The 14034-nt window shown below is 54.3% G+C and carries 10 protein-coding genes; 5 read left to right on the forward strand and 5 right to left on the reverse strand.

The features are described from left to right. Window positions 1-29 precede the first annotated feature (29 nt). Entirely contained in the window at window positions 30-1268 is a 1239-nt protein-coding gene (locus AC2FLE_RS12755) for a TRAP transporter substrate-binding protein (protein ID WP_496697451.1), read from the reverse strand. Between the two features lie 109 nt (window positions 1269-1377). On the opposite strand from AC2FLE_RS12755, the gene AC2FLE_RS12760 reads away from it, so the two are divergent. The 3 genes from AC2FLE_RS12760 to AC2FLE_RS12770 all read left to right on the forward strand — a co-directional run bounded on the left by AC2FLE_RS12760 (window position 1378) and on the right by AC2FLE_RS12770 (window position 7122). Further along, window positions 1378-2973, forward strand: coding sequence for a GMC family oxidoreductase (locus AC2FLE_RS12760; RefSeq protein WP_496697453.1), 1596 nt, complete (start codon window positions 1378-1380; stop codon window positions 2971-2973). Window positions 2974-3867: 894 nt separating this feature from the next. Next, window positions 3868-5793, forward strand: a complete 1926-nt coding sequence (locus AC2FLE_RS12765) for a DUF3604 domain-containing protein (RefSeq protein ID WP_496697455.1) — start codon at window positions 3868-3870, stop codon at window positions 5791-5793. 558 nt (window positions 5794-6351) lie between these two features. After that, entirely contained in the window at window positions 6352-7122 is a 771-nt protein-coding gene (locus AC2FLE_RS12770) for a lysophospholipid acyltransferase family protein (protein ID WP_496697457.1), read from the forward strand. A 328-nt stretch (window positions 7123-7450) separates the two neighbouring features. Here the strand turns inward: AC2FLE_RS12770 and AC2FLE_RS12775 are convergent, their stop codons facing one another. After that, a complete protein-coding gene (locus tag AC2FLE_RS12775; RefSeq protein WP_496697459.1) occupies window positions 7451-7819 on the reverse strand; it encodes a hypothetical protein in 369 nt (122 codons plus the stop codon). Between the two features lie 620 nt (window positions 7820-8439). Here AC2FLE_RS12775 and AC2FLE_RS12780 point away from each other — a divergent pair. Both AC2FLE_RS12780 and AC2FLE_RS12785 read left to right on the forward strand, forming a co-directional pair. Then, the gene (locus AC2FLE_RS12780) at window positions 8440-9036 is read left to right on the forward strand and encodes a TetR/AcrR family transcriptional regulator (RefSeq protein WP_496697461.1); all 597 of its coding nucleotides are present in this window, start codon (window positions 8440-8442) and stop codon (window positions 9034-9036) included. A 123-nt stretch (window positions 9037-9159) separates the two neighbouring features. Further along, the gene (locus tag AC2FLE_RS12785) at window positions 9160-10266 is read left to right on the forward strand and encodes an alkene reductase (RefSeq protein WP_496697463.1); all 1107 of its coding nucleotides are present in this window, start codon (window positions 9160-9162) and stop codon (window positions 10264-10266) included. Window positions 10267-10737: 471 nt separating this feature from the next. Here the strand turns inward: AC2FLE_RS12785 and AC2FLE_RS12790 are convergent, their stop codons facing one another. The 3 genes from AC2FLE_RS12790 to AC2FLE_RS12800 are packed head-to-tail and all read right to left on the reverse strand — an operon-like array spanning window position 10738 to window position 14023. Beyond that, window positions 10738-12249 carry a mannitol dehydrogenase family protein gene (locus tag AC2FLE_RS12790; RefSeq protein WP_496697465.1) on the reverse strand — a complete coding sequence of 504 codons (1512 nt, stop codon included), beginning with the start codon at window positions 12247-12249 and terminating at the stop codon, window positions 10738-10740. Beyond that, window positions 12249-13022: an L-iditol 2-dehydrogenase gene (locus AC2FLE_RS12795; protein ID WP_496694124.1), complete on the reverse strand. Its 774-nt coding sequence runs from the start codon at window positions 13020-13022 to the stop codon at window positions 12249-12251. Before AC2FLE_RS12795 ends, AC2FLE_RS12790 begins: the two co-directional genes overlap by 1 nt. Beyond that, on the reverse strand, window positions 13019-14023 hold the full coding sequence (locus tag AC2FLE_RS12800) for an ABC transporter ATP-binding protein (RefSeq protein WP_142639543.1): 1005 nt from the start codon (window positions 14021-14023) through the stop codon (window positions 13019-13021). Before AC2FLE_RS12800 ends, AC2FLE_RS12795 begins: the two co-directional genes overlap by 4 nt. Window positions 14024-14034 lie beyond the last annotated feature (11 nt).

Consider the following 14034-nt stretch of genomic DNA (forward strand, 5'->3'; position numbering starts at 1 on the left):
GCCCGCTTGGGGCCGGTTCGTCTTTTGTATCAGGCTTCGCCTTTCCACCAACGGCGCGGTTCTACGTTTTCCGGCAGGGTGTCTGCCGGAAGCTCACGCGCGATGTCGTAGATTTCCTGATAGGTATCGATGCCACCGGCCCATTTGTTCAAACGCTCACGCCACTGCGCCCAAGGTTCGGGGTTGTAGTTCGGGGCGCACATCTCTTCGGCCAGTCTGATCTGATCATCTGGCAGGAATGCCGGACGTACTCCATTTTCGGCGAAGATAGTATCAGGCAGCTGCGGTTCCGAGAAACCGACGGTGTTCAGCAAAGCCGCTTCATTGGCACCTTGAATCAAAGCCTGCGTAAAGTAGGAAGACTCCATCACAGCATCCTGAAGCTCCCCGCCCAGACTGTCGAACACTTTGGCTGACATTGAGGTATGTTCAGTGCCGCAGAAGAATTTCAGGTTGACTGACTGCGACACCACTGGAGCCATGTTGGCATATGCGACGGCCGATGCCCACGTTTCAGCCCCGTCGATCAGACCAGTCTTCAACGCATCCAGAGTTTCTTCCCATGCAACCGGTACCGGATTCAGGTTCAACAGCTGCATCGCAATGCGTCCCAGCTGTGTACCCGTCACACGGTTCTTTGTGCCGAACAGCTCTTCCAGTTTGGTGACGGTCGGCTTGTCGGCAAAGGTCGAACCCATTTGCAGGCCGCGCAATTCACAGTGGGTAAACAGGAACTTCAGGCCGTGCCGTTTCTCAAGCGGATCACGCAGAATGCGCTGGCTCGCCGGGCTGTAGAAGAAGTGATACTGCGCTGCCCGGCTGGGGAACATGTAAGCATAGTCCAGCACGTTGAGATACGGCGCGCCTCCAGCCGAGTTCTGGGTCGAGGCCGCGTAAATATCAACAATGCCCTGCTGAGTTTTTTCAACGCAGCTCAGCTGCCCGCAGATCTGGTTGTCGCCAATGAACTCGATCCGAATTTCACCGTCCGTGCGCTCTTCCAGATCGCGTGCAAACTCGATCGCGCCGGCGCGTTCGATCAGCAGATTGCGGGTGTTAAAGCCCGATGCGCCGAATTTAAGCGTGTGCTTTGGCTCTTTCGAGAAGCGCTTTTCATAGGTTGATTCGGCTGCCTGCGCCAGATTCGCCAGGCTCATCGCGCCACCGAACCCACCTGCCGCCAGCAGTGTCGAACTCATGCCATAGCGCCCGGCCACACGAAAAAAATCTCGCCGGGAAATGCCACTTAGTTTCTTACCGATCTCCATTGCCTACCTCCCTGATCGCAATTAATGAGACGTTTTGTATCAAAAAAGGCTAGTATATTTCTCGCATCTTGCATAGAGTTTTTTTCAGTCGCGTCGGGAGGAGACAGTTATGGAAGTCGATTATGCGGTAGTCGGAGCAGGATCTTCGGGCTGTGTCATTGCCAACCGTTTGAGTGCTGATCCCAATACGACCGTCGCATTGCTGGAGGCTGGCGGTCGCGACACCAACCCGTGGATTCACATTCCGGTCGGATATTTCAAAACAATGCACAACCCGTCGGTTGACTGGTGCTATCGCACTGAACCCGATCCGGGGCTTAATGGACGATCCATAGACTGGCCACGAGGCAAGGTGCTGGGCGGCTCATCCTCGCTGAACGGGCTGCTTTATGTCCGCGGCCAGAAAGAAGACTACGATCGCTGGCGGCAAATGGGCAATGAGGGATGGGGGTGGGACGATGTCTTGCCCCTGTTTAAACGCTGCGAAGATCAAGAACGCGGTGAAGATGAGTTTCACGGCATTGGCGGGCCTTTGTCTGTTTCGAACATGCGCATTCAACGCCCCATCTGCGACGCCTGGGTTGCCGCGGCACAGGCCGCAGGCTACCCGTTCAACCCCGACTACAACGGTGCTGAACAAGAGGGCGTGGGGTATTTCCAACTGACCACCCGCAACGGTCGTCGCTGCAGCGCGGCTGTGGCTTATCTCAAACCCATTCGAAGTCGTCAGAATCTGAACATCATCACCAACGCATTTGTGACGCGCTTGGTTTTGGACGGGAAAAAGGCGACCGGGCTGGTTTACCGGGACAGGTCAGGGGTCGAGCAAACTCTGAAGGTTCGACGCGAAATTATCCTGTCTGGTGGCGCGATCAATTCGCCCCAGATCCTGATGTTGTCGGGGATTGGAGACCCGGACCACCTCAAAGAAAACGGAATCGAACCGCTTCACGCCCTGTCTGGCGTTGGTAAGGGCTTGCAGGATCATTTACAGGCGCGCCTGGTGTTCAAGTGCAATGAACCAACACTGAATGATGAAGTCCGCAGCCTCTTCAATCAGGCGCGCATCGCTCTGAAATATGCACTGTTCCGTGCCGGGCCTATGACAATGGCGGCCAGCCTTGCCACCGGCTTTATGAAAACGCGCCCGGATGTAGAGACACCCGATATACAGTTTCATGTCCAACCCTGGTCCGCTGACAGCCCGGGCGAGGGCGTACACCCGTTCTCGGCCTTTACAATGTCGGTCTGCCAGCTGCGCCCGGAAAGCAGGGGGGAGTTGCGCTTGAACGGCCCCGATCCGTCCAAACATGTCAAGATCATACCGAACTACTTGTCCACAGAAACAGATTGCAGAACCATCGTCGATGGCGTGAATATCGCGCGGCGAATTGCCAAGAAAAACCCTTTGGCCTCGAAGATTTCGGAAGAGTTTCGACCAACAGCAGATCTGAATTGCAACGACTATGACGCTACGCTGGATTGGGCCAGGTCGAATTCGACCTCAATCTACCACCCAACCGGCACCTGTGCGATGGGAAGCTCTGAGGCATCTGTTGTCGATCCTAAACTAAGGGTTCACGGACTAGAAAATCTGCGCGTGGCCGATTGTTCAATCATGCCCGAAATCGTCAGTGGCAACACCAACGCACCGGCAATAATGATCGGGGAAAAGGCGAGCGATTTGATAATCGCGGATGCCTGACAGGCCCTCCATCTTGCCTGTGTGCGATGCAGAATGCCCAAAACACTCGCAACCGATGGATCGGTGTGCCAGTCGCGCAAGCTCAAGCTGTTCTGTTGATTATGTCTGATCGCAACTCGCACTTTGCCAACTCTTGTCTCATGACTGACCGTGATCTGGGAGGGCGACTCTTGGTCAACGATCTGTGCTGCATCCAGCTCAGATTTTGACGTCAAACCAATCTCGCGAAACATGCATAAGCGGTCGCGGACACTACTTGCTTTTCCAATAGTTCAAATCGGAACGTCCACTTTCCTATTTTTGGCGTACAAGTACTTCACTTGCAGAGAGAGATATAAACAGCACTGGGTCGCGAGCCTGAATGCTTGGCTACTGACACTGCGTCGGTGAACGCTATTGGCCGCTAAATCCGCGTCACCGCCATCTGCGTGCAACTCAGAGAATGTCCGGTTTACGTAGTTCGCGACCTGCTGCATGAGCGAAAGACAGAGGTGTGATCAAGGTCTGTTAAGGGCTCAGAGCGGCCATCTGACAACTTCTGTCAGCCATCAAAGGCCTCCCAGCGCGCCAGAGGTCGGCAGTGCGGACTTTCCCGACATTCACCTGATTAGGTCGATAGCCGCTAAGGGCCCCATTGCTGACCTTGGTGCGGGTTGCGATGAAGGTTCGGTCTGATGGCAGGATTGATTGGAAATGCACTTCCACGCACTATCGGTTTCACGGTGTTGACCCATTTTAGTCACGGCCCTTTAAAGTTTTGAATGATAGACACAATTGTGTGAGCTGTTTGATTCTGTACCCGCTATCGATAGATGCTGAATTTGTGTCTCGTCTGTCGTACGGTGCAGCTGAAAGAAAATTGCGATTGACCAGGTAGGCAAACAGGAATTCACAATGGAGAATTTTGCTACTCATCAGATTTTTCGCACCGTTTTTCTTGGCTGCGTTCTTTCCCTCGCCCATCAAGCCATGTCCCAGGAATTGGGTGATCTGGGGTCTCAGCCGACTGAGAATATCGAGTACTCACCTTACATAAATGACGATTATCCAAATCAGGTTTTTTTTGGTGATACACATTTACATACAGCTTACTCGGCCGATGCCGGTCTGGTCGGGGCAATTCTGACCCCAGATGACGCCTACAGGTTTGCCAAGGGTGAAGAGATCACCTCGTCCAATGGAATTCCTGCGCGTTTGCAGCAGCCATTGGATTGGTTGGTGGTGACGGATCATGCAGAAAACCTCGGCCTACCAATCGCTCTGGAAGAAGATAGCCCCGCTCTTCAGGAGAATGAGTGGGGGCGCAAGATCAGCGAAATTTACGCACCACGTACAGATGAATCCAGGGCCTTGTCATATGATACTTGGATGCAAGACGCGCTTAACATTGTCACCGACCCGCTTGCTGGAACTGGTTTCAGCGAGGCCATGTGGCCGCGCGTAACGGCTGCTGCCGAACAACACAGTCAGCCGGGCGCATTTACTGCGTTGATCGGCTATGAATGGACGTCTGGACCAAACGGCAACAACTTGCATCGGAACGTTATTTTCCGGGATGGTAAAGCACTGGCAGATCAAATTATTCCGTTTAGCGCCTATGATTCCGAAGACCCTGAGGAGCTTTGGGACTGGCTTGAAAACTACGAAAGTTTGACCGGTGGGCAAGTGCTGGCAATCCCGCACAATGGTAACCTGTCAAACGGATTGATGTTTGATGACACGACCCTTTCCGGCGAGCCGATTGATCGCAACTATGCGTTGCGCCGTCAACGGTGGGAACCGGTCTATGAGATTACCCAGATCAAAGGTGATGGTGAGGCACATCCCTTGTTGTCACCACAGGATGATTTCGCGGATTATGGAACCTGGGACAAAGGCAGCTTTGGACCAGAGCCCAAGACAAACGATATGTTGCCTAAAGAATATGCCCGCAGCGCATGGAAGCGCGGCATGGCCTATGAAGATGATATTGGGGTGAACCCGTTCAAATTTGGCGTGGTTGGCTCAACGGATTCTCATACTGGCCTGTCCACAGCGCAGGAAAGCAATTTCTTCGGCAAGGTGTCGCTTGTTGAACCTTCGGCCAATCCTCATCGCTTTGAAGAGCGTATCACAGGGCGTTTTACTCCGGATGACCCATCTGATGACTTGACCCATGCAGACGGGCTTGCTGCGGGGCTTGCGGCAGTATGGGCGCGTGAAAACACACGCGAGGGGATTTGGGATGCGCTAAAGCGCAAGGAAGTCTTTGCAACAACTGGCACACGTATGCGCGTACGCGTTTTCGCGGGGTTCGGCTTTACTGAAGATGATCTTACCCGTTCCGACTTTGCCAAATTTGGCTATGCAAACGGAGTGCCGATGGGCGGTGATTTAATCGCTGACGACCAAGCGCCCCCGCCCAAACTTCTGGTTCGAGCGCTGCGTGACCCGAATGGAGCCAATCTTGATCGTGTTCAAATTGTTAAGGGGTGGCTCACAAAGTCTGGCGATCTGAACGAAAAGGTTTTCGACGTCGCATGGTCAGATGATCGTGTCGTCGGAGATGACAATAAACTGCTGCTGGTTGGCAATACCGTCGATGTCGAAACCGCAACTTACCGCAATTCAATTGGGTCCCCATTTCTCGAGGCATTTTGGAAAGATCTCGATTTTGATCCAAGCCAACGCGCATTTTACTATGTCCGTGTTCTGGAAATCCCGACGCCGCGTTGGACCACATTTGATGCTCTGATGTTTGGCGTGGATCGACCTATTCACCTTAAGCCGTGGCAACAAGAAAGAGCCTATTCATCGCCGATTTGGGTCACACCAGAGTAACACTCCAAATGACGCGCTAACACCTTTGCTCCTGTTTGTTGGGAGGGGCTGAAAACCCGCATTGCATACCTTCGTGCATCCCGCAGAAAATGGCTGCTTTCCGCCCGGGGTGCATCAATGCAATGGATGCGAAGGGCTGCAATCAGACCCATGCTTCCGCAACACTCAATTCGAGCGCCAAAGTCGGCTCAGGGCTCGCAGCCGACATTCGGTCATTTCACTCAGACAATTGACGGGAACCAAGGGGTCAAAGTCGGCAAAGTGCTGTAAGCAGCCTTGTGCACTCGCAGCTACCAGATCACTCGGCTTTGTTGGTAAGGGCTCTTACCGATATTTTATGCCAAGGCCGGTCAGTTGGAACTCAAGTCACACTGAAGCACCAAGATACATTCCCGTACGTCGTCTTTTCTCATTGATCTGGCATTGACTTCGACAGATAGAGAGGTGTGCGGTGGCTGTCTTCCTTCTCAAGTGGCGCGTGTCAAAGCGCTGCCGGAGGACCTCCGGTGGCCTTTTTTATGGCTTACGCACCTGCCACAGGCCCTATCAGAGGACGTCATGCCCCTTTCACCTGACGGTAAAGACCGCGCTACTCGCGCCATTGACCCATTGCCAATACGCCTTATCAAGCGCGCTATACTGGTTCTTATCGGCCTGTTTTATTTCCTCTTCGTGGCCTTTGCCCCTCTTCTTTGCGTTCGGCGCAGAGGGTTTCGGGGTTGGTATTGGCGCCTGGTGAAACGGTCATGTTCACGCCTGCTGTGGCTCCTCAGCATCCGCGTCGAGATGCGTCCTGAGGAAAAGAATGCCCTCGCCGCCGACACCAACAGCATCATCGTGGTCAACCACCGTAGCCATCTCGATGGCTTCAGTCTCATGCACGTGGTGCCCGACACCAAATGGTTCACTTTCGCGGCGAAGTCAGAGTTCTGGAACAGCAAACTCCTGCGCACAGGTTTTGATGGAGCGGGTCTCGTCCCTATCAACCGGGACTCCGGCTCAACGGCCATGGATACGCTGATAAAGGCTGTCAAGGAAATGCCCGCCCGCTGTTCCATCGTGCTATTCCCAGAAGGCACCCGAGCCAAAACAGAATCGCTAGGGGACTTTAAAGCGGGTGCAGTCTTAGTCGCCCGAGAAACCGGTCGCACGATCACCCCTATTGTCATCCACGACAGCGATAGTCTACTTCCACGCGGCAAACATTTACCGCGCAGCGGGACGATCCGTGTGGAGGCATTGCCAACATTCGCGTGCGATCCTACCGCTAGTGTGGATGAGGATCTGTCGCGATTGCGCAGGCAGATGATGGCTGTGTTTGAGCGGTGAAGTCTGTTTGACAGAAATATGCAGAAACCGAGTTTGTTGAGTTTCGGCTACTCGTAGCGGCAGATACCAGATTTGCGGAACAGTTTTACTTGTCGGTGGGGTTTCTCCAACGGGTATCGATATGCGAAGGCCTAGTTAGTACCCGTATTTCAGTATGCTCTTAGCCGGTCTTATCTATGGTTGGACTGCTTGGTATTGTCACTGAACCCTCAGAAGAGAATGGACATTTGAGTGCCCTGAACTCGCTATTCATGCCGGAGGTAGAAAAAGCAGGGGAGACACGAATTTGCCAGATGCTGTACGACGTATGAGTGACCAAAAGCTAACACTAAGCCGCCATCAGACCACCAGCTTCGCCTGCGATATCGACTATGCAGTCATCGCCGGTCTGAATGCGATTTGCCGGACTTTCCCCTCGGAGTTCTGATTTGGGTGAGGTTAACCAGAATGCGCATTGCCACGGCGTCATTTCTCGTGGCAGGGCTTTCAACACTTTTTCCATCAAAGGAAGCGGGGTTCCATCCTCAGCAAACTGGAAAGATGGATAGGCGTTGGCCCCTTTGTAAGGCAAAGAAAGTACCTTCCCGGTTCTTGTCCAGATATCGGCTATCCGCGTGATCTGCCTGGAGCCCTTTTGCCATTGTGCGTGCACGCCGGCATCGTCCAACAACGGATACTCAAGCGCAAAATCATCCATCCGGATGTCATTGACTGCGCTACAATGTCCCTCGAAACTATGCAAATACATCTACTTACTCACCGAACTCACTAACAACTCATGAAACGATACTGACAAGAAATCGTTCTAGCCAAAGTTAAGAAGTTCACATTGGGCGAATTAAACTTCAGCTAACCTCGTTTTTTAACCTAGCGCGCTGAAATTATTGTTGGTTTGCTTACAACGGCCCGCCGTACTGATGCTAATAAAACCAGTTCTGAATTCGAGGCTTTGTTACTCATTGGGGTGGTAATCCTCACAAGCTGAGGGCATTGGCCATGGATCTACCGAACCAATCTCTGGTTTGTGAGTGATCAACATCTACGTATTGGACAAAGCCGCCAGTCACTCTGTCCAGTGTTGGAAACGAGTACCGAGGGTGAACTTTCTTTTCTACGATCACGATCCTCTTCGTCTGACACTCCCGCAAAAAGACAAACAGTCCTGATCCTAAGATTAGCGTGACACCAAACACGGCGGGGAGGTTTTGCATTTCCACGGACCTAAATTCCTTTCTCTGGTCACAATACGGACTGACCATTCCAAAAATTCCCTACCGCCACCTTGAAATTCTGGATCAATCATTCCACATCTTGCTCATGAGCAAAGAAACTCTCGCAGTTGGCGACATCAAATCACCCGCAGGCCCGGGTAGGCCTCGCGCCTTTGACGAAGCTGAGGCTTTGGAAAAAGCCTTGTGCGTATTCTGGCACAAGGGCTACGAGACCGCATCTGTGGATGATCTGACCAAGGCCATGGGTTTGAGCCGGTCCAGCTTCTATGGAACGTTCGTCAACAAGCAGACTTTGTTTCACAAAGCCCTCAGGCACTATTCAAGGCGTGGTTTGAAAAATCTGCGTGACGTTGCAGATGCGGGCGGAAATGACCCCGTTGGTGCGATAATGGAAGCTTTGGCGAACCCGCAAGGCGGTCGTGACGGCTGCATGCTGATCAATTGCCTAACGGAACTTGCCCCGCATGACAATGAAGTGGCGGCTCTCGGGCGACAGCATTTGGAGAGTATTGACGAGATTATTGCAAGAACGCTTGAGCCTTCGGATCCGGGACAGGTACTCGACAAGGCACGCGCCTTTGCCTCCCTTGCAATTGGCACGCTAGCCTTGCGCAAGGCGGGTGTTCCCGCGGATCAGATATCACAAACCCTGAAACAAGCCCGGTTGGTGATTTCGCCATAAGGCCTCCCCCAAAAAATAAGGGCATGAAACGTAACACAAACTCAAACAAGAGACAGTGACCCTAATATTGGACTAATTGGTCCAATAATATCTGAACGAAGTTTACCAAAGAAGGAAGCAGCAATGGCTGATAAAAAACTGTTCTCCGGCATCAAAGCTGGTGCAATCGAGCTGAAAAACCGCGTTGTCATGGCACCACTGACCCGCAACCGGGCAAGAGCCGAAGATGACAGCGTCCATGAATTGCAGACCAAGTACTACGTGCAACGGGCGGGTGCTGGATTGATCATCACGGAAGCTTCGCAAATCTCGCCCCAAGGCAAAGGCTATGCCTGGACGCCTGGCATTTATTCCGAAGCACAGATCGACGGCTGGAGAAAAGTGACTGAGGCCGTCCATGCTGAGGGCGGCAAGATCGTGATCCAGCTTTGGCATGTGGGCCGGATTTCGCATACCAGCTTACAGCCGGATGGCGGTGCCCCTGTTGCGCCATCTGCGATCGGCGCTAAGGCCAAGACCTTTGATGGTGAGCAGTTCGTCGAAACATCTGAGCCGCGGGCTCTGGCCGTCGAAGAAATTGCTGGCATCGTTGCCGACTACCGGAGGGCCGCAGAAAACGCCAAGGAGGCCGGTTTCGACGGTGTCGAGGTCCATGCAGCCAACGGATACCTTATCGATCAGTTCCTGAGGGACGAGTCCAACAAGCGTGAAGACGAATACGGCGGTCCTGTCGAGAACAGAGCACGGTTTCTGAAAGAGGTCATGGACGCAGTTGTTGACGTGTGGGGCGCCGACCGCGTTGGTGTCCGCCTCAGCCCGTTCTCGGACGCCAACAACATCTCCGACAGCGACCCGCAGGCGACATTCACTCATGCGGTCAAATTGCTGAATGGGTATGGGCTGGCCTATCTCCATCTCGTGGAAGGACAGACCGGCGGCCCGCGCGATATTCCGGAAGGTGGCGATCTGAAGGCGCTCTATGAGTTGTTTGACGGTGCGAAAATGGGCAACAACGCTTATGACCGAGACATGGCGATTGAAGCGGTTGAAACCGGAGCCGTCGATCTAGTGGCCTTTGGCCGGCCGTTTATTTCCAATCCTGATCTTGTCAACCGGTTGGAGAAAGGCGCCGCTCTGAATGAGCTCGATCCAACCACGCTCTACGGCGGCAATGAAAAAGGGTACACCGACTACCCGGTACTGGAAGAGAAAGCTGTTGCCGCAGAGTGATACATCGCTCTTAACTCCGTAGTGACAAGCAATACCAAGCAAAGTGAGCGCGTCGGTTTGGACGCGCTCACTTGGCAATTACGGGAATATCCATTCTCGAAGCGAGGATCTATCACAAGCCCTCGAAAGAACTGCTTCCCTATGATCCGGGCCGAATATTTCCAGTAAGAATTTACTCTTGATTGAGAAACGCCCGGTTTTAGTTGAAGAGGATGTGTGGTGACTACCATCAATTGAGCGCGTTTCTCGAACCGCGCAATGTTATGGGCAAATCGCGCAAATTTATGCGCAAAAGTCTTCAATTTTCGTGAGTAAAATCAATGGCGGCGATGCAGCGTTATGAGAACACCTACAATTTTTATGGGTGCGCGCCAATTTGCAGTGTCAGAACCCCTGCGCCGCGTTTGCACGTGATACGTCACGGAACTGCGCGGTTTTGGCCCGCGACTGATCTCCATGTGTGTTGACCGGTTACTCTGACGCGGAGGTCTGCGCGACGTAGTCTGCTATCGCAGCGCGGCTGCCATGTCTCCAGATCTTGGTCAGCCAAAAAGAAAAGGCCTGACCAAAGCGGGTATCTCGGCCAATCTCGCCGTAATACTGATCCTGCTCGATCCACAGTTTCGGGTCATCTCTGGACGCCAGCGCGATGTGCTGAAGAGCGTCCCAATGGGGGTCGTTTGGCGCAATTTCAGACCCATCCTCGCGCCTGCCTGCACACATCCGGCACCAGAATGCCTCGGCCAGGGCCAGCCCGCTGGGGGCAGGGTCCGAGGCAACTGCGTCACGCAGCGAAGGCAGCAAGAACCCAGGATGCCGTGAGGATCCGTCAAACGCGACGCGGCGCGTGGTGTCATGGATGGCGGTGTTTGCAAATCGCTTTTCGACCAGATCAAGATATTCACTTGGTTTAGCGCCGGGGACAGCAGCGACATGCGGGAGGATTTCTTCTGCCTGAACTTTAGCGAAAAACGCGAGGATATCAGAGTCCTGCATGCATCGTGAAATCGTCGGGACGTTCAGGATTTCTCCGACATTCGCAAGCAGCTGATGACCGCCGTTCAAAGTACGCAGTTTCATCGTCTCATAGCTATGAACATCATGGGTCAGTGTGACACCGACTTGTTCGAGCGGTGGACGCCCTGCGCAAAATTTGTCCTCGATCACCCATTGGCGAAAGTTTTCATGTGAGACAGGGACGCGGTCATCGATCCCAAGTCCGTGGCATTGCGAAACCACCTGCTCTGTCGTAGCGGGTACAATGCAATCCACCATCGAATTGGGAAATGAGCTATATTGGTCGATCCAGGTGGCTAGTTTCGGGTCAGACATACGCGCCAAACCAACAATGCAGTTCCGCAGGATCACCCCGTTGCCCTGAAGGTTGTCGCAGCTGAGCGTGGTAAAGGGTTTCAAACCCTCCTTCTTGCGCTGTCGAAGAGCTGCAACAATGGCGCCAAACGCGGTTCGCGGCTGGTCTGGATGGGCGGCATCGTATCGAATGTCTTCGTGATCGGCGTTGAACGCGCCGGTATTGGCGTCCAGAAAATAGCCGCCCTCGGTCACTGTAAGCGACACAATCCGGATGGACGGATCGGCCATCTGCCGGATCAGCGTCGCATTGCCCTCTTCGATTGGCAGGTAGTCGATCATGGCTCCGACAATTTCGGCGGATATTCCCTTTGGGTCCAGCTCGATCAGTGTTGTCAGACAGTCCTGCGCCAGCAACCTCTCTCGCATTTCGGCATCATAGCTGCGGACACCGGCCCCGATGATCGCCCAGTCCAGTGCTTGGCTCTGTTGCATCAACTGGTGGATATACCAGGCCTGATGCGCGCGGTGAAAATTGCCCAGCCCGATATGGACGATGCCGGGTTTCAGGTCTGTGGGCAGGTAATTCGGTGTCCTGACAGCCTCAGGCAAGTTTGCAAGGTTGTCGCGCCGTAGCCGTATCGCGGGATTTGCGTTCGTCAGTGGGGTCATCAGCTCATCCAGTTCCCGCCGTCGACATTATAGGTTTGCGCGACGATATACTGCGCCTCGTCTGAGGCCAGAAACACGGCCATTCCGGTCAGGTCCTCGGCACGGCCCATCCGACCGTGCGGCACCGCTGCGGCTACTTCGCGTTTCTTCTGCCCGGGCTCTTTGCCCTCATGCTTTGCAAAAAAGGCGTCCACACCATCCCAGTGTTCGCCATCGACAACCCCCGGAGCAATGGCATTTACGTTGATGCCGTGTTGGATCAGGTTCAGCCCTGCAGATTGGGTAAGCGAAATGATAGCGGCTTTGCTTGCGCAATAGACGGCGACCAGAGGCTCGCCCCGTCGTCCGGCTTGCGATGCCATGTTGATGATCCGGCCTTTGGTCCCGTGTTCGATCATGTGGCGCGCGACGGCCTGCATCGTGAACAAGGCGCCCGAGACATTGATGTCAAAGACGCGGTTATAGTCGGTGCGCTCGATTTCGATGATGGGTGCTGCGGTAAAGATGGCAGCGTTATTGATCAGAATGTCGATGGGACCGAAATGTGAAGCCGTCTTTGCCACCGCGGCATCGATGCTCTGCTGGTTGGTCACATCCATCTCGATAGCCAAAGCGGCCTCACCGATTTCGGCGGCCGCGGCTTGCACGCGCGCGCCGTCAATGTCGGCCAACGCGACACGGGCCCCTTCGGCAACATAGGCTTTGGCAAAGGCCAGTCCGATGCCACGCGCGGCCCCGGTAATCAGGGCGGTTTTACCGACCAGACGTGTCATTCGATCCGCAGGCCCTTTGCGTCAAACCGATGGATCACATCCGCGCGTGGCGTCAGATAGATACGGTCGCCGTGGTTGAAGCCAACTTCACCCCCCGCTCGTACGGTGATCGTGTCCGCAAGGCCGGTTTCGTGAATGTGGAAGAACGTGTCCGAGCCCAGATGTTCGGAAACCCCAACCACCCCGGACCAGGTGCCGGAGCTGTCGGATACTTCCAGATGCTCGGGGCGGACCCCGATCGTATGGGCGTCATGTTTCGCGGCTTCTTCGCCCGCGATGAAGTTCATTTTGGGTGAGCCGATAAAGCCCGCGACAAACAAGTTTCGCGGAGTCTTATACAGCTCGAGCGGGCTGCCCACCTGTTCGATCACACCGGCCTGCAGCACGACGATCTTGTCGGCCATCGTCATCGCCTCGACCTGGTCGTGGGTCACATAGATCATCGTGGTTGCAAGACGCTTATGCAGCTCGCTGATTTCGAGCCGCATTCCAACGCGCAAGGCGGCGTCGAGGTTCGAGAGTGGCTCGTCAAACAGAAACGCCGCAGGCTCACGTACGATGGCGCGGCCAATGGCAACGCGCTGGCGTTGACCGCCGGACAGTTGGCCCGGTCTGCGATCCAGGTAATCGGTCAGGTTCAGAACATCAGCAGCGCCTTCTACGCGGCGGTCAATCTCGGCCTGGTCCAGCTTGGCCATGCGTAGCGGGAACGCGATGTTCTTGCGCACCGTCATATGCGGGTACAGCGCGTAGGACTGGAACACCATCGCCAGACCGCGCTTTGCGGGCGGCACATCGGTGGCATCCGCCCCGTCAATGTCGATATTGCCCGAGGTGATATCCTCCAGCCCGGCAATCAGCCGCAACAAGGTGGACTTGCCGCAGCCCGAGGGGCCGACGAAGACAGTGAACTCGCCATCTTGAATGGTCAGGTCCAGCGGCGGAATGACTTCAACGTCGCCAAATTTCTTGGTCACGGATTTGAGTTGAATGCGTCCCATGCGGAGTTTTC

The sequence above is a fragment of the Ruegeria sp. CDSA077 genome, from assembly GCF_059612265.1.